Below are 18214 nucleotides of genomic sequence, written 5' to 3' on the forward strand. Positions count from 1 at the left end.
CGACCCATTTGGATCGCCAGAGTCTTTTGCGGTCATCTCGGAATTCTCATCTAGATGTATTGGGGAGTAAAATGATTAGAACGAACCGCCGCACGCGTATGTCTATTGCCGGAGCTCTGTCTTTGGGAATCATTGGGCCTTTGGCAGCCGTTGGATCCGCACAAGCAGACACCATCGTTACCTGCTATGCCTCGATCCATGAATACTGCTACCCGCCGGGCCGTGACGCGCACTGCTCGCCGGAAGAGTATGATTTCGCCCTTGATCTTTGCGATGAAATCTTCACCCACGAAGCAGAGCGGCCTGCGCCTCCGGCCAACTTGGCGACAGGCACCGAAACAAGACCCGATCCCAAGATCTTGCGCGAGTTGAGGTCGACCGTGGAGCGTAAGTTCGGAAAACCGGACAGAAGCAAAAGAAATTAGATACTACCTCACCTTCCGATAGGGCGCTGACCGCCCAACCGGGTCGGCCTGCGGCAATCACGTTTTCTGCGCCGCAGGCCGTCGTGGGGAGTTAAGGCAAACGGTCAAGCTTTTGGCGGTAGGCGGCGTCAGCCTCCGCGCCAAAGACACAGAAGACCACACGCTCCACGGCTTCTTCCTCTGCCAAAAACGCGCGCACCGTATCCACCGCGATCTCCGTCGCAGGCACCAGCGGAAAACCGCAGACACCGGTGGAGATGGCGGGAAAGGCGAGGGAGCGCGCGCCGATCTGCTTGGCGATCTTCAAGGACGTGCGATAGCAGGAGGCCAGCAGCGCCTCCTCATTCTGCCCGCCGCCGTGCCAGACCGGGCCGACGGCGTGAATGACGAAGCGGGCTTTCAGATCGAAGCCGTCGGTGTGGACGGCATTCCCGGTTTTGCAGCGCCCGATGGCAGCACAAGCTTCACGCAGATTGCGCCCCGCAGCGCGGTGGATGGCGCCGCAGACTCCGCCGCCCGGCTGCAGCCGCGCATTGGCGGCGTTCACAATCGCGTCGACGTCCAGCTGAGTGATGTCGCCGCTATGAATCTCGATACGGTCGTCAGGGGATCCGCTCATGGGCCGGCTCGCCAACTGTGGAGGCCGCAGCCTCCTTGCGCCGGTAATGATACATGAGATAGAGCACCAGCAAAATCGCCGGAATGCCAAGGGCCGAGGCGTAGATAAAGAAGTTTACGTAACCGAAGGACTCGACCACGAAGCCCGAACCGCCCGCGACGATCTTGCCCGGCAGGGTGAAGAGCGAGGAGAAGAGGGCGTACTGCGTTGCCGTGTAGGCCGTGTTGGTCAGGCTGGAGAGGTAAGCGATGAAAACCGAGCCGGCGAGGCCGTTGGAAACATTGTCCGCGGTAATCGTGACCGTCAGCATGGCGAGATCCGCGCCCATTGTCGCCAACAGGGCGAACAGCAGATTGGTTCCCGCCACCATCACGGCACCCACCAGCAAGGAACGCAGCAGGCCGAGGCGCACCACCAGGATGCCACCGATGAGGGCGCCGGCCAGGGTCGCGATCACGCCGTAGAGCTTGGTAATGTTGGCGATCTCAATCTTGGTGAAACCGAGATCAGTGTAGAAGGGATTGGCCATCACCCCAAGGGTGATGTCAGAGAGCCGGTAGAGCCCGATGAACGCAAGGATCACCAGGGCGAACTGGCCGTTGCGGGCGAAGAAGTCGATCAGAGGACTGATCACCGCCCCAGAGAACCAGGCAATAAGCGTATGAAGCGATCCCCGGTGCTCGCCCTCTCCTTCGATACGGCGCAGCAGTTCCGCTTCGCGTAGCAGCGTCGCTTGATCACGGACCACCGCCGGCTCGCGGATGATCAGCACCGTGGCCATGCCGACACCGACCAAGGCGGCCATCGTCGTATAGGCGATGGACCAGGATGTGAAAGCCGCGATGTAGAGGGCACCCGCGCCGGCGGCAATCAAACCGATGCGATAACCGACTTGATAGGTGCCGGCCATAGCGCCCTGTAGGGACTTCTCCACCGCCTCGATACGGTAGGCGTCGATAGCGATGTCCTGGGTCGCCGCGGCGAAAGCCACGAGCAGGGCAAAGTAGACGATGAATTCCAGGTTCTGTGTCGGGTCGGTATAGGCGATGCCGAGTAGCCCCAGGGCGATGGCGATCTGGGCGGCCAGCATCCAGCCGCGGCGTTTGCCGAGCAGAGTGGTGAAGGGCGGCAGCGGCAGGCGGTCGACGACCGGCGCCCAGAACACCTTGATGGAAAAGGTGATGCCGACCCAGCTGAACAGGCCGATGGTCGAGACGCTGACGCCGACCTCACGCAGCCAGAGCGAGAGGGTGGAAAACAGCAGCAGGAAAGGCAGGCCGGCGGAGAAGCCGAGGAACAGCATGCCGATGACGCGCGGATGCAGGTAGACCTCGAAGGCCTCCCCCCAGGAACGCCGCGCGGCGTCCGGTTTTTGGTCGAAGCCCTCAGCCGGCATCCTTGAGGCGGCTCTCTCTCTTGCGCGCATGCGGGTCGAGCAGGCGCTTGCGAAGGCGGATCGACTTGGGCGTCACCTCCACCAGCTCGTCATCGGCGATATAGGCGAGCGCCTGTTCCAGGCTCATCACCCGCGGCGTGGTCAGGCGCACCGCCTCGTCCTTGCCCGAGGCGCGCATGTTGGTGAGCTGCTTGGCCTTCATCGGGTTCACTTCAAGGTCGTTGCCGCGGCTATGCTCGCCGATCACCATGCCTTCGTAAACCGGCTTGCCGGGGTCAATGAACATCTCGCCGCGCTCTTCCAGGTTCCACAGCGCGTAGGGAACCGCCTTGCCGGTGCCGTTGGAAATCAGCACGCCGTTGCGCCGCCCCTGGATCGAGCCCTTGTAGGGCGCATAGCTGTGGAACACGCGGTTCATGATGCCGGTGCCGCGGGTATCGGTCAGGAACTCGCCATGATAGCCGATCAGGCCGCGCGCCGGCGCCAGGAAGGTCACGCGGGTCTTGCCGCCGCCCGACGGGCGCAGATCGCTCATCTCGGCCTTGCGCAGGCCCATCTTCTCGACCACCACGCCGGAGTATTCCTCGTCGACATCGACCTGGACTTCCTCGATCGGCTCCATGCGCTGGCCGGTATCCGGGTCGTTGCGGAACAAGACGCGAGGGCGGGAGATTGAAAGCTCGAAACCCTCGCGGCGCATGGTTTCGATCAGCACGCCAAGCTGCAGTTCGCCGCGGCCGGCGACTTCGAAGGCGTCCTTGTCCGCCGTCTCGGTGATGCGGATGGCGACATTGCCCTCGGCCTCGCGTAGCAGGCGGTCGCGGATCATGCGGGAGGTGACCTTGTCGCCCTCCTTACCCGCCAGGGGGGAATCGTTCACCGAAAAGGTCATGGCCAGGGTCGGCGGATCGATCGGCTGGGATTCCAGCGCCGCCGGAAACTCGGGCGCGCAGATGGTGTCCGCCACCGTGGCGTCGCTGAGGCCGGCGATGGCAACGATGTCCCCGGCGGCGGCCTCTTCGACCGGCTCGCGCTTCAGGCCGTTGAAGGACAGCAGCTTGGTGAGGCGCCCGCCGTTGATCGCGGTGCCGTCGCGGCGCATCACCTTCACCGGCATGTTCAGCTTGGCGGTGCCGCTGAAAATACGGCCGGTCAGGATGCGGCCCAGGAAGTTATCGGCCTCCAGGGTCGTTGCCAGCATGGCAAAGGGGGCGTCGACTTCGGCGACCGGCGGCTTCACATGCGCGACGATCAGGTCGAAGAGGCTGTGCAGATCCTTGCGCTCATCATCCAGATCGGCAACCGACCAGCCCTGCTTGGCCGAGGCAAAGAGCATCGGGAAATCGAGCTGCTCGTCGGAAGCCTCAAGCGCCACGAAAAGATCGAAGATCTGATCATGCACCCAGTGCGGCCGGGCATCGGGCTTGTCGGCCTTGTTCACCACGACGATGGGCTTCAGGCCGCGGGCCAGCGCCTTGGCGGTGACGAACTTGGTCTGCGGCATCGGCCCCTCGGCGGCGTCGACCAGCAGCAGCACGCCGTCGACCATGGAGAGGATGCGCTCCACCTCGCCGCCGAAATCGGCATGGCCCGGGGTATCGACGATGTTGATCTTGATGCCGTCCCAGGTCACTGCCGTACACTTGGCGAGAATGGTGATGCCGCGCTCGCGCTCCAGATCGTTGGAGTCCATGGCGCGCTCGGCCACCTGCTGGTTGCTGCGATAGCTGCCGGACTGCTTCAGCAGTTCGTCGACCAGCGTCGTCTTGCCGTGGTCAACGTGGGCGATGATCGCAATATTGCGAATATCCTTGGCTTGAACCGTCATGGTTTTGGCTCTGCTTTCCAGTAAAGGGCCGGTCAGGCCCGTTTCGCCTGCGCCGCACCGAGTTCGGCGGCGATCAGTTCTGCGAGTTTTTGTTCCGGCCGCGCCCCGACATGGGAGATCACCTCTGCCGCGGCGATGGCGCCGATGCGCCCGCTGTCGTAGAGGCTGTGGCCATTGGTAATGCCGTAGAGAAAGCCGGCGGCGAAGAGATCGCCGGCGCCCGTCGTGTCAACGACATTGGCGACCGGGACCGCGTCGACCACATGCACTTCGTCGCCGCTGACGATGACCGCGCCTTTTTCGCTGCGGGTGAGCGCCGCCACATCGCAGTGCCGGCGCACCTGCTGCAGGGCGCCATCGAAATCCGGCGCATCGAAAAGGCCGCAGACCTCTTCTTCATTGGCGAAGACGATGTCGACATGCTTGGCGACGAAGTCTCTCAGCTCATCCTTGTAGCGGTCGACCAGAAAGGGATCGGAAAGGGTGAGGGAGACCTTGCGGCCGGCGGCATGAGCCAACCCGGCAGCCCTCAGAAAAGCGGCCTTGGCCGAGGGCGAGTCCCAGAGGTAGCCCTCCATATAGGTGACCGCCGCCGCCTCGACCCGGGCCGCGTCCACGTCATCGGGGCCGAAATCGACGGCCGCGCCCAGAAAGGTGTTCATGGAGCGCGCGGCATCGGGCGTCACCAGGATCATCGAGCGCCCGGTGGCGGGCCCGCTGGCGGCATGCGGCGTATCGAAACCGACGCCGGTCGCCCTGATGTCGTGGGTGAAGATGGCGCCGAGCTGATCGTCGCGCACCTTGCCCAGAAACACGGCCTTGCCGCCCAGTGAGGCAACGCCGGCGGCGGTGTTGCCCGCCGATCCGCCGGAGACCTCGACCGCCGGGCCCATGGCGTCATAAAGCTCCACCGCCCTGGCCTCGTCGATCAGGGTCATGCTGCCCTTGTTGATCTGATGGGCCTCAAGGAAGGCGTCGTCTGTCTTGGAAAGGACATCGACGAGGGCGTTGCCGATGGCGACGACATCGAATTGCGGTGCAGTCATGGTTCTTCTGTCTTCAGTTCTCGGTCAATTCTTGCGGGGTCCTAACGACTCACGGCGTTCGGGCCAAAACTGTCGGGCCATTTGCCTGTGCCCCAAACGCGATGCTGTGGGGGATCCAGGCCCCGGTCTTTCCCGGTGCCACGCCCAGCGGACAGCTGCACCGATCTAAAGCCGGCTGCAGACCGCAATTGCGGCCCCTTTTAGAGCCACTTGCCGGTGGCGGCAAGCTCTGCGTCGCCGGAGCGGCCCTTTCATCCCCGGGCAGGCGGGTTCCCGGTCCAACCCCAGGTTCCAGCCCAGGCGCCCGTCCCCAGGCCCATCCCCAGGCCCATCTCTTGTAGCCGGGGCCGGGGCAGGCTACATATCCGGCCATGTTCCAAGCACTCTCGCGCGCATTCCGCCAGTCCTTCGATCCGGCTTTCCGCCGCGTTTTCAACCGTTCCATGCTGTTTTCGCTGGTGACCTTCATCCTGCTCTGGCTGGGCGCCTGGTTCGCCCTGGACTGGGCCGGCGAGGGGCTGGTGGCCTGGGTGCGCGACTGGGCCGGCGACGGCTTCTGGCTCGGCCTGATCGACTGGCTGGTGAATGCCGCCGCCATCGGCGCCATCGCCGTGGTGTCGTTTTTCCTGTTTCCCGCGGTGATGGTCACCATCATGGCGCTCCTGCTCGACGAAATTGCCGGCGCGGTAGAGCGGCGCCACTATCCCGACCTGCCGCCGGCCCGCTCTCAACCGATCGCCGAAGCGATCCTCGGCAACGTCATATTCGTCGCAGTAACCTTAATACTTAATTTACTCGTGCTGCCGCTCTACTTGATTCTGATTTGGCTGCCGCCGCTCAATCTCGTTTTGTTCTATCTGTTGAACGGTTATCTGCTGGGGCGTGAGTACTTTGAGATGGTGTCTGTGAGGCGGCTCGATCTGCCGCAAAGCCGGCAACTGCGGCGCAGGTTTCGCGGCAGGGTTATCCTGGCCGGCGCCGTCGTTACCTTCCTGCTAACCATTCCCTTGGTAAATTTGGTGACGCCGATCATCGCAACCGCCTTTATGCTGCACATTTTCGAAGACCTGCGCCGACGCGGCGCCTGAAGACCAACGGGACGACGGCTTCTGCCGGAAAGGACTGCTTTTATGTTTGGTAAGCGAAAAGGTCCCGGGGGACTTGGCGAGACACCGACAAACGCGTCCGCCGATACCATGGCGCAGTCCGGCGGCGACGATGCCGGCGGGGGTCGCGCTTCGGGGTCGGGCACCAAACAGCCGCTGGGCGTCGCCGGCATCAAGGCGCCGCGCCGCCAGGACCCGCGCAATCCCGGGGCCGTGGAAGGCCGCAAGCTGGTGGTCGGCCGCGAAATCTGCCTCTCCGGCGAGATCAAGACCTGTGAGAAGCTGGTGGTCGAGGGCCGGGTCGAGGCCGACCTGAACGACAGCCAGAGCCTGGAAATCAGCGAGCCCGGCCTGTTCAAGGGTCACGCCACGGTCGAAGACTGCGAAGTCTACGGCACCTTTGAGGGGGAACTGACCGTCACGGGTTGTCTTGTGATCCGGTCGACCGGCCGCGTCAGCGGCAAGATCCGCTATGCCGACATCGAAATCACCAGGGGCGGCCGCCTGAGCGGCGATATCGACGTTCTGGAGGCCTCCCTGAAAGGCCGGCTGCGCGGCGAGAGGCCGAAGCTGGCCCACAGCAGTGACGGGTCCCACAGCGACGGCAACGAGCCACAGGACGGCAATCCCAAAAGTCAGGCCGGTTGAAGCAGATGCGGCATCGCGGCAAAAACTGGCCTGCGGTTCTGGCCCTGCTGCTCAGCACGGCAGCCCTGGCGGCCTGTCAGACCGCCAATACCGCCAGGCCGCAAACCGGTGCCAACGGGGCCGTTCCAAGCAAGGCGGCGGTCATTGAGCCGCAAAGCGCCGCCGCCGCGGAGGTTGCCCCGGCTGAAGCACCCGGCCAGATAGCCGCAGTGCCGCCCCAGCCCGTGGCGATAGAACCCTCGATCAACGACGATCCCAATCAACTGATGGGCCTGGACCGCAGCGGCCTGACCGCGCTGCTTGGCCGGCCGGATCTGGTGCGCCGCGAAAAACCGGCGGAAATCTGGCAATACGTGACCGCCGACTGCGTCTTCGATGTGGTGCTTTACGACAGCGGCCCGCAGTACCGGGTCACCTACCTGGAGGCCCGCAATGCCGCTGCCGACCGCCTGGCGCCGCGCCCCTGCCTGAACCAGGTGCTGCGCAGCCGCCTCAACGCACCGATCAGCTAGATTTTCCCGGTCGGTGCTTGCGCTTGCAAGGTGCTGCCGTTGCCCACAGGCGTCACCCCGGATCAAGTCCGGGGTGACGGGATTAGATTTTAGACGGCTTTCTTCCTGACGGCTGCCGTCTTGACGCTCTTCTTCATAGCCCTTTTCTTTGCCGCCGGCTTCTTGACCGGCTTGGTCTTCACCGGTGCCTCCAGGGTGGTCTTGCCCTTGAAGGCGCAGAGATCGATGACCGTGCAGGCCGGGCAGTCGGGCTTGCGCGCCTTGCAGACATAGCGTCCGTGCAGGATCAGCCAGTGGTGGGCATGCAGTTTGCGGTCCGCCGGCACCACCTTCTCCAGCTTCTGTTCCACCGCCAGCACCGTCTTGCCCGGCGCCAGGCCGGTGCGGTTGCCGACCCGGAAGATGTGGGTGTCGACGGCGATGGTCGGCGCGCCGAAGGCGATGTTCATGACCACGTTGGCGGTCTTGCGCCCGACGCCGGGCAGCTTCTCCAGGGCTTCTCGATCAGCCGGCACCGCGCCGCCATGCTCCTCGATCAAAAGGCGCGACAGCGCCATGACGTTCTTGGCCTTGGCGTTGAACAGCCCGATGGTCTTGATGTGGTCCTTCACCCGCCCCTCGCCGAGAGCCAGCATGGCCTGGGGCGTCGTCGCCTCCTTGAAGAGTCCGCGCGTCGCCTTGTTGACGCCGACGTCGGTAGCCTGGGCGGACAGCACCACGGCGACCAGCAGGGTATAGGGATTGACGTAGTCCAGCTCGCCCTTGGGCTCCGGCATGGCGGCGGCGAGACGGTCGAAAAAGGTGACGATATCGGCTTTTTTCATGACCCGGCTTTTGTTTTTGGACCCAGTTGCTCTCCTGGCGCGGCGAGTGTAGCGGGATCGGCTGCGAAAGGAAGGCGCAATGCTTACGCCCTGAAGCCAGGCTCAATTTCCGGGGCGGAAATACCTATCCCTAGTTTGTCCGTGAATTACTTCTGGTCTTTCGACAGTGACCACCGGACCTCCGCGTCATGATCTGAGCCCATAATATCGACATCACGGAACTCCCCGAGCCTGCGAACCGCTTTCGCGCTATCGGTTACCAGCAATGGATCAAGGGTCGCCTTCAGTTCATCGTGGCGCGGTCGATCGGCGGGGAGGGCCGGATTAGTATCTGACGATGTCTTACCTGCGTGATATGCGGTGGCCCATCTGGTCCAGATTTTCCACTTTTCTTCGATAAGGGGCAGAAGAGCCTCATCGATCGGTGTCAGATTGAACTCTTCTGAGTACTCGTCTCGGGCCTTGTCAAACACTGACTCGAAAACATGAAGCCTGCCATTAAGAAATGCGACACCGCCTCTTGGCCCGTCATAAAAATCTTCAATCGTGACAACCCGTTCCCAACACATGGCCCGGGGCATATCACGCAGTGGTTGAGGTGTCCAACAATCTGCCCCTCGCCATTTGAAGCGCGCCCGCCGTCTGGCTATATTGTTTAGATGACCGCGATCTGCAGACCCGCGCCCGTCGGCCCGCCGCAGGCCCCCGAAGGCAACCCGCTTCCCGAAGCCCGGAACGCGCTGCTGTTCGATGCGGAACTGACCCCGCACCGCAGCCTGCCGCCGCGTGGCTTCCTGCTGCTCATGGCGGGGGTCAGCGCCATCAGTTTCGGCGCCGGGCTGCTGTTTTTCCTGATGGGCGCCTGGCCGGTGATCGGCTTCCTGGGCGCCGACGTGCTGCTGATCTTCCTTGCCTTCAAGATCAACTATCGCCGGGGCCGCCTGGCCGAACACCTGCAGCTCACCGCAGGGGACCTGACGGTCACCCGCGTCTGGCCGGGCGGGCGCAGCAAATCCTGGCAGTTCCAGACCGCCTGGCTGCAGATCCTGCTGGACGACCCGCCCAAGCATGACAGCCCGCTGGTCCTGCGCTCCCACGGGCGCAGCCTGACCATCGGCAGCTTCCTGACCAAGGAGGAACGCGCCGACCTGGCCCGGGCGCTGCGCTCGGCCCTGGCCGAGGCGCGCTAGCGGGCTGCTGAAAAAGGACGAAGGAGCCCTTGGCTATCCTTCGAGACAGCCCCTTGCGGGACTTCCTCAGGATGAGGTTTGTGTTTGAATTTCAATCAATTAGCCTCATGCTGAGGAGGCGCGAAGCGCCGTCTCGAAGCATGTCTGCGCCGCGTTCTCGGCTTTTTCAGCAGCCCGCTAGATCCCCAGGACGTCGCGCATGGAATAGAGGCCGGCGGGCTTGCCGCGGCCCCAGAGCGCGGCCTTGACCGCGCCCTTGGCGAAGACTTCGCGGCTGCTCGCCTTGTGGGTCAGCACGATCTGTTCACCCTCGGTCGCGAAGATCACCGAGTGCTCACCCGCCACATCGCCGCCGCGCAGGGTGGCAAAGCCGATCTCACCGCGCGGCCGGGCGCCGACCTGTCCTTCGCGGGCCTTGCGGGCGACGCTGTCCAGCGCCAGACCGCGCCCCTTGGCCGCCGCCTCGCCCAGCATCAGGGCGGTGCCCGAGGGCGCATCGACCTTGTGGCGGTGGTGCATCTCCAGCACCTCGATGTCGTAATCCGGGTCCAGGGCGCGGGCGACCTGTTCGACCACCATCTCCAGCAGATTGACCCCCAGGCTCATGTTGGCGGCCTGCACCACCACGGTCTGGATCGCCGCCTTTTCGATCATCGCCTGGGTCTCGCTATCCAAGCCGGTGGTGCCGGCGACATAGACCACCTCGGCCTGGGCGGCCAGTTCGGCATGGCGGCGGGTGGCGGCCGGGGTGGTGAAGTCGATCACCGCATCGACCGCTGCGAAAAGCTCCACCGGATCGTCGCCGACCATGATGCCGACCGGATCGGCGCCTGACAAAAGACCGAGATCCTGGCCGATGGCCGGGCTGCCGGGCAGGTCGCTGCCGCCGCCAATGACGCAGCCCTCGCTGGCGGCGATGGTCGCCAGGTTCATCCGGCCCATGCGCCCGCCGCAGCCGACGATACCGATTTTGAGGGGGTCCATGCGCTTCTCCTTATTGAAAGGCCGGTTTAGCATGCCGCGCCCGAAGCGCAAAAGCGCGACGTCTGCTTAACCTTGACGCCCCCGGACTTGACGGGGCCCGATCCGCTCTGGCCTGCTGCGCCTGTCCGACAGCAAGCGAGTAGCAACATGCCGCAAACCGATGGCCCCAAATCCCAAGCCGACGGCTTCCTCGATCTTTGGCCCACCACTTTGCTGCTCCGCAGCCTGCCCGGCCATGAGGCCGCCAATGCGGAGCTGCTGCGGCTGATCGCGGCGATGGAGGTGCAGAAGACGGATCTCACCACCGACTACCGCAGCGGCAATCTGCTGACCGTCGACAACCCGGCGATCACCTGGCTGCGCGACTGCATCAACAAGACGGTGATCGACTACCTGAAGCGCGCCGGGCTCGACTACGCCGTGAACTGGTCGCTGCAGGGCTGGGCCAACGTGAACCGGCGCGGCGACTATCACGACCCGCACAACCACCCCCATGCCTACCTGAGCGGCACCTACTATTTGCAGGTGCCGGAAGCGGGCGCACCCGCGGAAAACCGCGCCGACGTCCGGCCGGGCGCCATATCCTTTTATGATCCGCGCGGCGCCGCCAACATGACCGCCATCCGTGGCGACCGGCAGATCGAGGCGGAATTCACCCACCACCCCAAGGCCGGCGAGATCCTGCTCTGGCCCGCCTTCCTGCTGCACTTCGTCCACCCCAACCTGGCCGAGGAAAAGCGGGTCAGCATCTCCTTCAACGCTGTGCTGAAATGGTCTGAGGACTATTTGCCGGATCAGGGGTGAAACGAAGAGGGCGGGGCACTGGCAGGCCCGGGGAGCCTTCGCTATCCTACAGGCATGAGCGAAACGGAAGAGATTCATGGCGGCGGCTGCCTCTGCGGGGCCGTGCGCTATGAGGTGCGCGGGCGCCTGCGCGATGTCGTCAACTGCTACTGCAGCATGTGCCAGAAGCTGCACGGCGATTACGGGGCGCATTCGAAAGCGGACAAGACCAATATCGTCATCGTCGAAGGCCGCGGCCTCAGATGGTATGAAAGCTCGGCGCGGGCACGACGCGGGTTTTGCGGCGACTGCGGTTCCAGCCTTTTCTGGGAGCCGCTGGACCAGCCCGGCACCGGAATTCTCGCCGGCTCGCTGGATCAACCGAGCGGCCTGCGCGTCATCGGTCACATCTTCGTCGGCGAGAAAGCCGACTTCACCGAGATCGCCGGGGAGGCACCGCAGTTCGACGGCTCGTCCGGGGGCAGCCTGGAAGGCGATGACCTGTAGCGATGTTTCACGCCGGTCCGGCTTCGCGGAGGGCTGCTTATGAATGAATTGCTTTCCGACATCGCCGACCGACTGATCGCCGCCTACGATTCAGCCGCGATGCTGGAGCCGATCACGGCGGCATTGCCGGACTTCACCGTTGCCGAAGCCTACGACGTCCTGGGCGAGATCAAGGCGCGGCGGTGCCGGCAGGGCTGGCAGCCGGTGGGACGCAAGATCGGTTTCACCAACCGGACGATCTGGGACCGCTACGGCGTCTGGCAACCGATGTGGGCCCACACCTGGGCGCACACGGTGCAGTATGCGGCGGAGGCGCGCGCATCGCTGTCGTTGCAAAACCTCGTGCAGCCGCGCATCGAGCCTGAAGTGGTGTTCAAGCTGAAGGCGCCCCTGCCGGTGACGGACGACCCCTTGGTGGTGCTGGAAAGCGTGGACTGGATCGCGGCGGGCTTCGAGATCGTGCAGAGCCATTTCCCGGATTGGATCTTTACCGCCGCCGACTGCACCGCCGCCTTCGGCCTGCACGGCGCGCTGGCCGTCGGCGCACCCTTGCCGATCACCGACACGAACCGGGCGACGGTTGCCGCAACGCTGCCGGTTTTCACCGCCACCCTGTCGCGCGACAAGACCGTCGTCGACCGGGGCGTCGGCGCCAACGTTCTGGACAGCCCGGCGCTGGCGCTGGTCCATCTCGCCCGCGTGCTCTCCGAACAGCCGCAGTTCCCAACCCTGGCCGCCGGCGAGATCGTCACCACCGGCACCCTGACCGACGCCTGGCCGGTGAAACCCGGCGAGACCTGGTCCTCCGACTATGGCGACCTCGGCCTGCAAGGCCTGAGCGTGACGTTCACGTAAGATCGCGCCTCAACAGTCTCCTGCGATACGAAAACGCTCAGCCGTTCCTGTAGGTGTAGCTGTAGCCGTTCAGCGCCGGCGCGCCGCCGAGATGGGCGTAGAGCACTTTTGAGCCCTCGGGGAAGAAACCCTTCTTCACCAGATCCATCATGCCCTGCATGGATTTTCCTTCGTAAACCGGATCGGTGATCATCGCTTCGGTGCGGGCGGCGAAGCGGATCGCCTCGTTGGTTTCCTGGCTGGGGACGCCGTAGGCCGGGTAGGCGTAATCCGGATTGATGACGATCTCATCGTCGCGCACCACCCGGCCCAGCTCGACCAGCTCTGCGGTGCTGTCGACGATCTGGCGCACCTGCGCGCGGGTCTGTTCCGGTATGCCTGACGCATCGATACCGATCACACCTTCGGCGCGGTCATCGGCGGCAAAGCCGACAATCATCCCCGCCTGGGTCGAGCCGGTGACGACGCAGACGACGATGTAGTCGAACTTTATGCCGAGATCGGCTTCCTGGGCGCAGACCTCTTCGGCAAAACCGACATAGCCGAGGCCGCCGAACTTGTGGACCGAGGCGCCGGCGGGGATGCCATAGGGCTTGCCGCCTTCGTCGCGCACGGCCTGCATGGCATCTTCCCAGCTCTTGCGAATGCCGATGTCGAAACCCTCGTCGACGATGCGGCTGTCGGCACCCATCAGGCGGGTCAGCAGGATGTTGCCGACGCGGTCGTAGACGGCATCTTCATGCGGCACCCAGCTTTCCTGAACCAGGCGGCACTTCATGCCGATCTTGGCCGCGACGGCCGCCACCATGCGGGTGTGGTTCGACTGAACGCCGCCGATGGAAACCAGCGTGTCCGCATTCGACGCGATGGCGTCGGGGATGATGTATTCCAGTTTGCGCAGCTTGTTGCCGCCCAGGGCGAGGCCGGAGTTGCAGTCGTCGCGCTTGGCCCAGATTTCCACCTTGCCGCCGAGCGCTTCGGTCATGCGCGGCAGGTATTCGACAGGTGTCGGACCGTCAAAGGTCAGCGGATAACGTTCGAATTTTTCGAGCATGGCGTCCTCACGGGAATGAACGGGCTTGGCGAACAGGCTATCCAATACAGCGCGCAAGGTGTTCTCGAAATTTCTTCTAAAAAGGTGATGTTTTTATCGATATACTTCCATTCATGATGATGAAGATCAGATAACCCGATTATAGATGAGAGATTCTTCCGCAATGCCTGATCTGGACCGGACCGACCGCCGGATTCTGCGCTGTTTGCAGCGCGACGGGCGCCTGACGAATGCCGAACTGGCCAGGAAAGTGAACGTCAGCGCGGCCACCTGTCACCGCCGGACCCAGCGCCTGTTTGACGAGGGTTACATGCGTTCCGTGCGTGCGGAGGTCGACCCGGGCCGCGTCGACCGCGGCGCGCTGGTCGTCGTCGGCGTTGTTCTCGACCGCTCGACACGGGAAAGCTTCGGCGCCTTCGAGGCGGCCATTACAAAGCTGCCTTCCATTCTCGATTGCCACCTGGTGGCCGGCGACTTCGATTACTTCCTGAAGATCCGCGTGCGCGACATCGCCGACTTCAACCGCCTGCATGGCGAGCAACTGCTCGCCCTGCCCGGCGTCCGCCAGACCCGCACCTTCTTCGTCATGAAGGAAGTGATCGACAACGCACCGCTGGAGTTCTGACGCGCGAACGCTCGGTCCCTACTCCGTCAGGTCTTCCCAGAATTCTTTCACGCGGGCGAAGAAGCCTTCGGATTCCGGGCTCATGGCGCGGCCCTTGCCTTCTTCCTCGAACTCTTTGAGCAGTTCTTTCTGGCGCTTGGTGAGGTTTACCGGGGTTTCGATGCCGACCTCGACGTACATGTCGCCGACGGCCTTGGAGCGCAGCACCGGCATGCCCTTGGTCTTCAGGCGGAACTGCTGGTTGGCCTGGGTGCCGGCAGGCACGGTGATCTTGGCGCGGCCGCCGTCGATGGTCGGCACCTCGACCGACCCGCCCAGGGTGGCCGTGGTCATGGGGATCGGCACCCGGCAGTAGATATTGGCGCCGTCGCGCTGGAACAGGCGGTGCGGGGCGACCGAGAGAAAGATGTAGAGATCGCCCGACGGGGCGCCGCGCAGGCCGGCCTCGCCTTCGCCGGCCAGGCGGATGCGGGTGCCGTCCTCGACACCTTCGGGAATGTTCACCTGCAGGGATTTTTCGCGGTGCACGCGGCCCGCCCCCTCGCAGGACTTGCAGGGGTTGTCGATCACCCGGCCGGCGCCGTGACAGGCCGGGCAGGTGCGTTCGATGGTGAAGAAACCCTGCTGCGCGCGGACCCGTCCATTGCCCTGGCAGGTCGGGCAGGCGACCGGCTGGGCCCCGCCCTCGGCGCCGCTGCCGTCGCAGGAATCGCAGGTCGCCGCGGTCGGCACCCGGATCTGCGCGGTCTTGCCGGCGAAGGCCTCCTCCAGGGAGATTTCCATGTTGTAGCGCAGGTCCGAACCGCGGGCGGCGGTGTTGCCGCGCCGGCCGCCCATGAAGTCGCCGAACATCTCATCGAAAATGTCGGCGAAGCCGCCGCCCGAGAAACCACTGAAGCCGGCGCCCTGGCCCGCCGCCCCGCCGGCGCCGTTGGTGAAGGCTTCGTGGCCGAAGCGGTCGTAGGCGGCGCGCTTCTGATCGTCCTTCAGAATCTCGTAGGCTTCGTTGATTTCCTTGAACTTATGCTCGGCCTTTTCGTCACCCGGGTTGCGGTCCGGATGGAATTTCATGGCGAGCTTGCGGTAGGCCGCCTTCAGGGCCCCGCCGTCGGCGTCACGCGGGACGCCGAGTGTTTCGTAATAGTCACTCATAGGTTCGACCGCTGCTTGCCCCCGCAAACCATAGACAGCCTCTCGTTCAAGACCGTCCCAAAGAAGAAGGGCCGGACCAGGCTTTTGCGCTCCGCGCTCCCCTGCCTCTGTCCGGCCCTCTCATCCATCGTCTGCCTCTTAGGCTGACTGTTCTTAAGCCGACTGGCCCTTTTTGTCGTCGTCGACTTCCTCGAAGTCCGCATCGACGACCTTTTCGTCACCGGCCTCGGCGGAGGCTTCGGGTTCGGCACCGTCGCCGCCACCGGAAGCGGCCTCGTCGCCGCCCGTCTGGCCTTGCTCATAGAGCGTCTGGCCGACCTTCATGGAGATCTCCGCCAGGGCCTGGGTCTTGGCCTGGATGTCCTCGACGTTCTCGCCCTCGGCGGCTTCCTTCAGGTCGGCGATGGCCGCTTCTGCCGCCGTCTTGTCGTCCGTCGAGACCTTGCCCTCGGCGTCCTTCAGGGTCTTTTCCGTCGTGTGGATCAGCGATTCCGCCTGGTTCTTGGCTTCCACCAGGGCCCGGCGTTCCTTATCCTTCTCGGCATTGGCCTCGGCGTCGCGGACCATGCTGTCGATCTCGTCGTCGCTGAGACCGCCCGATGCCTGAATGCGGATCGTCTGTTCCTTGCCGGTCGCCTTGTCCTTGGCGCCGACATTGACGATGCCGTTGGCGTCGATGTCGAAGGTGACCTCGATCTGCGGCACGCCGCGCGGCGCGCCGGGGATGCCGACCAGGTCGAACTGTCCGAGCAGCTTGTTGTCGGCCGCCATCTCGCGCTCACCCTGGAAGACCCGGATGGTCACCGCCTGCTGGTTGTCTTCGGCGGTGGAGAAGGTCTGGCTCTTCTTCGTGGGGATCGTGGTATTGCGGTCGATCAGCCGGGTCATCACGCCGCCCAGGGTTTCGATACCCAGGGACAGCGGCGTCACGTCCAGCAGCAGCACGTCCTTCACGTCGCCCTTCAGCACGCCGCCCTGGATGCCGGCACCGATGGCCACCACCTCGTCGGGGTTCACGCCGCGATGCGGGTCCTTGCCGAAGAAGCTCTTCACCGTCTCGTAGACCTTCGGCATGCGGGTCATGCCGCCGACCATGATGATGTCTTCGATCTCACCCGGGGAGACGCCGGCGTCCTTCAACGCGGCCTTCACCGGGCCCATGGTGCGTTCCACCAGATCCTCCACCAGGGCTTCCAGCTTGGCGCGGCTCAGCTTGATGTTGAGATGCTTGGGGCCTGATGCATCGGCGGTGATGAAGGGCAGGTTGATTTCCGTCTGGTTGGCCGAGGAAAGCTCGATCTTGGCTTTCTCCGCCTCTTCCTTCAGGCGCTGCAGGGCCAGCTTGTCCTTGCGCAGGTCGATGCCCTGTTCTTTTTTGAACTCTTCGGCCAGGTAGCTGATGATGCGCGCGTCGAAGTCCTCGCCGCCCAGGAAGGTATCGCCGTTGGTCGACTTCACTTCGAAGACGCCGTCGCCGATCTCCAGCACCGAAACGTCGAAGGTGCCGCCGCCGAGGTCATAGACCACGATGGTGCCGGCGCCCTTTTTGTCGAGGCCATAGGCCAGCGCGGCCGCCGTCGGCTCGTTGATGATGCGCAGCACATCCAGGCCGGCGATCTTGCCGGCATCCTTGGTGGCCTGGCGCTGGGAATCGTTGAAGTAGGCGGGAACGGTGATGACCGCTTCGGTCACCGACTCGCCCAGGAAGCTCTCCGCGGTTTCCTTCATCTTCTGCAGGATGAAGGCGGAAATCTGACTGGGGCTGTATTCCTTGCCCTGGCCTTCGACCCAGGCATCGCCGTCGTGATTGATGATCTTGTAGGGGACGAGGTCCATGTCCTTCTTGGTCATGGGATCGTCGAAGCGCCGTCCGATCAGGCGCTTGATGGCGAACAGCGTGTTCTCAGGGTTGGTGACCGCCTGGCGCTTGCCCGGCTGGCCGACAAGCCGCTCGTCGGACCCTGTGAAGGCCACGATCGACGGTGTCGTGCGGGCGCCTTCGGCGTTTTCAATGACTTTGGCGTCTTTGCCATCCATGACCGCGACACAGGAATTTGTGGTGCCGAGATCGATACCGATTACTTTACTCATTTCTAATCCTCACTTCGATCAGCAGACCCCTTGGGCGGCCTGATTTCAGCACCACCCGGCGGATCTCCGCCAGAGAGAGTTCATGACCATGGGTTCTGCGCTTATATAAGCAGCATGGGCCTTGCTGCAAGGCGCAAAGCAGGGAGAATCTAATCGTTAACGCTAGGTTTTTGGCGCTTTGCGGGTCGCCGGAACGGATTCGGACGGCGCCGGGCCCGAATCTGGCCAAACCCAGAACCGAAACGAAAACCATGGAGGGCTTGGCAACGTGATCCGGGAATCCCGAAAATGAGCCGAAAAACACCGGACACTCACCCCGAAGCGGACGGCCTGTACCGGGCGATCCTGCTGGTACTGATGGGATCGATCCTCCTGGGGGTGGTCCTGACGCTGACCGGCGAAACCCTGTTCGGCAGCCGCCCCCTGGCCAGCGTCGGCCTGGGCATGGCGGTCCTGGCCGGGGTCGCCTATTGGGGCCTGCGCCTGAAGGCGCGCGCCGCCGCAAAACGGGCCGAGAGGGATCAGGATCGGCGAGGCAAGGAATGACGGCCCCAGCAACGAAGGGCCCA

General features: G+C 64.0%; 20 protein-coding genes. 10 read left to right on the top strand and 10 right to left on the bottom strand.

Annotated features, from left to right (window positions below):
* The first annotated feature begins 71 nt into the window (after positions 1 to 71).
* Positions 72 to 425, top strand: coding sequence for a hypothetical protein (locus HBA54_RS25595; RefSeq protein WP_167230495.1), 354 nt, complete (start codon positions 72 to 74; stop codon positions 423 to 425).
* 91 nt (positions 426 to 516) lie between these two features.
* On the opposite strand, the gene HBA54_RS25600 is transcribed toward HBA54_RS25595, so the two are convergent.
* The 4 genes from HBA54_RS25600 to HBA54_RS25615 are packed head-to-tail and all read right to left on the bottom strand — an operon-like array spanning position 517 to position 5314.
* Complete coding sequence (locus HBA54_RS25600; protein WP_167230498.1) at positions 517 to 1044, bottom strand: O-acetyl-ADP-ribose deacetylase; 528 nt, start codon at positions 1042 to 1044, stop codon at positions 517 to 519.
* Positions 1028 to 2440, bottom strand: a complete 1413-nt coding sequence (locus HBA54_RS25605) for an AmpG family muropeptide MFS transporter (protein ID WP_167230501.1) — start codon at positions 2438 to 2440, stop codon at positions 1028 to 1030. The genes HBA54_RS25600 and HBA54_RS25605 overlap by 17 nt, the downstream gene beginning before the upstream one ends.
* On the bottom strand, positions 2430 to 4268 hold the full coding sequence (gene typA, locus HBA54_RS25610; protein WP_167230503.1) for a translational GTPase TypA: 1839 nt from the start codon (positions 4266 to 4268) through the stop codon (positions 2430 to 2432). Before typA ends, HBA54_RS25605 begins: the two co-directional genes overlap by 11 nt.
* A gap of 32 nt (positions 4269 to 4300) precedes the next feature.
* Entirely contained in the window at positions 4301 to 5314 is a 1014-nt protein-coding gene (locus HBA54_RS25615; RefSeq protein ID WP_167230505.1) for an adenosine kinase, read from the bottom strand.
* Positions 5315 to 5685: 371 nt separating this feature from the next.
* Between HBA54_RS25615 and HBA54_RS25620 the strand changes: the two genes are divergently transcribed.
* Genes HBA54_RS25620 through HBA54_RS25630 form a run of 3 tightly spaced genes read left to right on the top strand, consistent with a single transcriptional unit; the run spans position 5686 to position 7580 of the window.
* Positions 5686 to 6402 carry an EI24 domain-containing protein gene (locus tag HBA54_RS25620; protein ID WP_167230507.1) on the top strand — a complete coding sequence of 239 codons (717 nt, stop codon included), beginning with the start codon at positions 5686 to 5688 and terminating at the stop codon, positions 6400 to 6402.
* A gap of 42 nt (positions 6403 to 6444) precedes the next feature.
* On the top strand, positions 6445 to 7068 hold the full coding sequence (locus HBA54_RS25625) for a bactofilin family protein (RefSeq protein WP_167230509.1): 624 nt from the start codon (positions 6445 to 6447) through the stop codon (positions 7066 to 7068).
* On the top strand, positions 7065 to 7580 hold the full coding sequence (locus tag HBA54_RS25630; protein WP_167230511.1) for a hypothetical protein: 516 nt from the start codon (positions 7065 to 7067) through the stop codon (positions 7578 to 7580). The genes HBA54_RS25625 and HBA54_RS25630 overlap by 4 nt, the downstream gene beginning before the upstream one ends.
* Before the next feature lie 89 nt (positions 7581 to 7669).
* On the opposite strand, the gene nth is transcribed toward HBA54_RS25630, so the two are convergent.
* Together nth and HBA54_RS28830 are read right to left on the bottom strand one after the other, a co-directional pair.
* Positions 7670 to 8404: an endonuclease III gene (gene nth / locus HBA54_RS25635; protein WP_167230513.1), complete on the bottom strand. Its 735-nt coding sequence runs from the start codon at positions 8402 to 8404 to the stop codon at positions 7670 to 7672.
* Positions 8405 to 8550: 146 nt separating this feature from the next.
* Positions 8551 to 8973, bottom strand: coding sequence for a hypothetical protein (locus HBA54_RS28830; protein WP_205944916.1), 423 nt, complete (start codon positions 8971 to 8973; stop codon positions 8551 to 8553).
* 90 nt (positions 8974 to 9063) lie between these two features.
* Between HBA54_RS28830 and HBA54_RS25640 the strand changes: the two genes are divergently transcribed.
* On the top strand, positions 9064 to 9594 hold the full coding sequence (locus tag HBA54_RS25640; protein WP_167230515.1) for a DUF2244 domain-containing protein: 531 nt from the start codon (positions 9064 to 9066) through the stop codon (positions 9592 to 9594).
* Positions 9595 to 9771: 177 nt separating this feature from the next.
* Here HBA54_RS25640 and dapB read toward each other — a convergent pair whose 3' ends face one another.
* Entirely contained in the window at positions 9772 to 10578 is an 807-nt protein-coding gene (gene dapB, locus HBA54_RS25645; protein ID WP_167230517.1) for a 4-hydroxy-tetrahydrodipicolinate reductase, read from the bottom strand.
* A 147-nt stretch (positions 10579 to 10725) separates the two neighbouring features.
* Between dapB and HBA54_RS25650 the strand changes: the two genes are divergently transcribed.
* From HBA54_RS25650 to HBA54_RS25660, 3 genes are read left to right on the top strand one after another with little or no spacing between them, the layout of a single operon-like run.
* Positions 10726 to 11382 (top strand): 2OG-Fe(II) oxygenase family protein, encoded by a 657-nt coding sequence (locus HBA54_RS25650; RefSeq protein WP_167230519.1) that lies wholly within the window; start codon positions 10726 to 10728, stop codon positions 11380 to 11382.
* 54 nt (positions 11383 to 11436) lie between these two features.
* Positions 11437 to 11868, top strand: coding sequence for a GFA family protein (locus tag HBA54_RS25655; RefSeq protein WP_167230522.1), 432 nt, complete (start codon positions 11437 to 11439; stop codon positions 11866 to 11868).
* A gap of 39 nt (positions 11869 to 11907) precedes the next feature.
* Positions 11908 to 12723, top strand: coding sequence for a 2-keto-4-pentenoate hydratase (locus tag HBA54_RS25660; RefSeq protein WP_167230525.1), 816 nt, complete (start codon positions 11908 to 11910; stop codon positions 12721 to 12723).
* Positions 12724 to 12760: 37 nt separating this feature from the next.
* Here HBA54_RS25660 and HBA54_RS25665 read toward each other — a convergent pair whose 3' ends face one another.
* The gene (locus tag HBA54_RS25665; RefSeq protein WP_167230528.1) at positions 12761 to 13777 is read right to left on the bottom strand and encodes a 1-aminocyclopropane-1-carboxylate deaminase; all 1017 of its coding nucleotides are present in this window, start codon (positions 13775 to 13777) and stop codon (positions 12761 to 12763) included.
* 163 nt (positions 13778 to 13940) lie between these two features.
* Between HBA54_RS25665 and HBA54_RS25670 the strand changes: the two genes are divergently transcribed.
* Positions 13941 to 14402 carry an Lrp/AsnC family transcriptional regulator gene (locus HBA54_RS25670; RefSeq protein WP_437126264.1) on the top strand — a complete coding sequence of 154 codons (462 nt, stop codon included), beginning with the start codon at positions 13941 to 13943 and terminating at the stop codon, positions 14400 to 14402.
* Positions 14403 to 14420: 18 nt separating this feature from the next.
* Here HBA54_RS25670 and dnaJ read toward each other — a convergent pair whose 3' ends face one another.
* Together dnaJ and dnaK are read right to left on the bottom strand one after the other, a co-directional pair.
* Positions 14421 to 15554 carry a molecular chaperone DnaJ gene (gene dnaJ, locus HBA54_RS25675; RefSeq protein ID WP_167230533.1) on the bottom strand — a complete coding sequence of 378 codons (1134 nt, stop codon included), beginning with the start codon at positions 15552 to 15554 and terminating at the stop codon, positions 14421 to 14423.
* Between the two features lie 153 nt (positions 15555 to 15707).
* Complete coding sequence (gene dnaK, locus HBA54_RS25680; protein ID WP_167230536.1) at positions 15708 to 17645, bottom strand: molecular chaperone DnaK; 1938 nt, start codon at positions 17643 to 17645, stop codon at positions 15708 to 15710.
* A gap of 288 nt (positions 17646 to 17933) precedes the next feature.
* Between dnaK and HBA54_RS25685 the strand changes: the two genes are divergently transcribed.
* Positions 17934 to 18191: a hypothetical protein gene (locus HBA54_RS25685; RefSeq protein WP_167230539.1), complete on the top strand. Its 258-nt coding sequence runs from the start codon at positions 17934 to 17936 to the stop codon at positions 18189 to 18191.
* The last annotated feature ends 23 nt before the right edge of the window (positions 18192 to 18214 follow it).

Source organism: Pelagibius litoralis, from assembly GCF_011683915.1.
In the GTDB taxonomy this organism is placed as follows: domain Bacteria; phylum Pseudomonadota; class Alphaproteobacteria; order Kiloniellales; family Kiloniellaceae; genus Pelagibius; species Pelagibius litoralis.

Coding starts and splice junctions, on each gene's coding strand:
- HBA54_RS25595 (WP_167230495.1), top strand. CDS start 72: ATGATTAGAACGAACCGCCGCACGCGTATGTCTATTGCCGGAGCTCTG.
- HBA54_RS25600 (WP_167230498.1), bottom strand. CDS start 1,044: ATGAGCGGATCCCCTGACGACCGTATCGAGATTCATAGCGGCGACATC.
- HBA54_RS25605 (WP_167230501.1), bottom strand. CDS start 2,440: ATGCCGGCTGAGGGCTTCGACCAAAAACCGGACGCCGCGCGGCGTTCC.
- typA (WP_167230503.1), bottom strand. CDS start 4,268: ATGACGGTTCAAGCCAAGGATATTCGCAATATTGCGATCATCGCCCAC.
- HBA54_RS25615 (WP_167230505.1), bottom strand. CDS start 5,314: ATGACTGCACCGCAATTCGATGTCGTCGCCATCGGCAACGCCCTCGTC.
- HBA54_RS25620 (WP_167230507.1), top strand. CDS start 5,686: ATGTTCCAAGCACTCTCGCGCGCATTCCGCCAGTCCTTCGATCCGGCT.
- HBA54_RS25625 (WP_167230509.1), top strand. CDS start 6,445: ATGTTTGGTAAGCGAAAAGGTCCCGGGGGACTTGGCGAGACACCGACA.
- nth (WP_167230513.1), bottom strand. CDS start 8,404: ATGAAAAAAGCCGATATCGTCACCTTTTTCGACCGTCTCGCCGCCGCC.
- HBA54_RS28830 (WP_205944916.1), bottom strand. CDS start 8,973: ATGTGTTGGGAACGGGTTGTCACGATTGAAGATTTTTATGACGGGCCA.
- HBA54_RS25640 (WP_167230515.1), top strand. CDS start 9,064: ATGACCGCGATCTGCAGACCCGCGCCCGTCGGCCCGCCGCAGGCCCCC.
- dapB (WP_167230517.1), bottom strand. CDS start 10,578: ATGGACCCCCTCAAAATCGGTATCGTCGGCTGCGGCGGGCGCATGGGC.
- HBA54_RS25650 (WP_167230519.1), top strand. CDS start 10,726: ATGCCGCAAACCGATGGCCCCAAATCCCAAGCCGACGGCTTCCTCGAT.
- HBA54_RS25655 (WP_167230522.1), top strand. CDS start 11,437: ATGAGCGAAACGGAAGAGATTCATGGCGGCGGCTGCCTCTGCGGGGCC.
- HBA54_RS25660 (WP_167230525.1), top strand. CDS start 11,908: ATGAATGAATTGCTTTCCGACATCGCCGACCGACTGATCGCCGCCTAC.
- HBA54_RS25665 (WP_167230528.1), bottom strand. CDS start 13,777: ATGCTCGAAAAATTCGAACGTTATCCGCTGACCTTTGACGGTCCGACA.
- HBA54_RS25670 (WP_437126264.1), top strand. CDS start 13,941: ATGCCTGATCTGGACCGGACCGACCGCCGGATTCTGCGCTGTTTGCAG.
- dnaJ (WP_167230533.1), bottom strand. CDS start 15,554: ATGAGTGACTATTACGAAACACTCGGCGTCCCGCGTGACGCCGACGGC.
- dnaK (WP_167230536.1), bottom strand. CDS start 17,645: ATGAGTAAAGTAATCGGTATCGATCTCGGCACCACAAATTCCTGTGTC.
- HBA54_RS25685 (WP_167230539.1), top strand. CDS start 17,934: ATGAGCCGAAAAACACCGGACACTCACCCCGAAGCGGACGGCCTGTAC.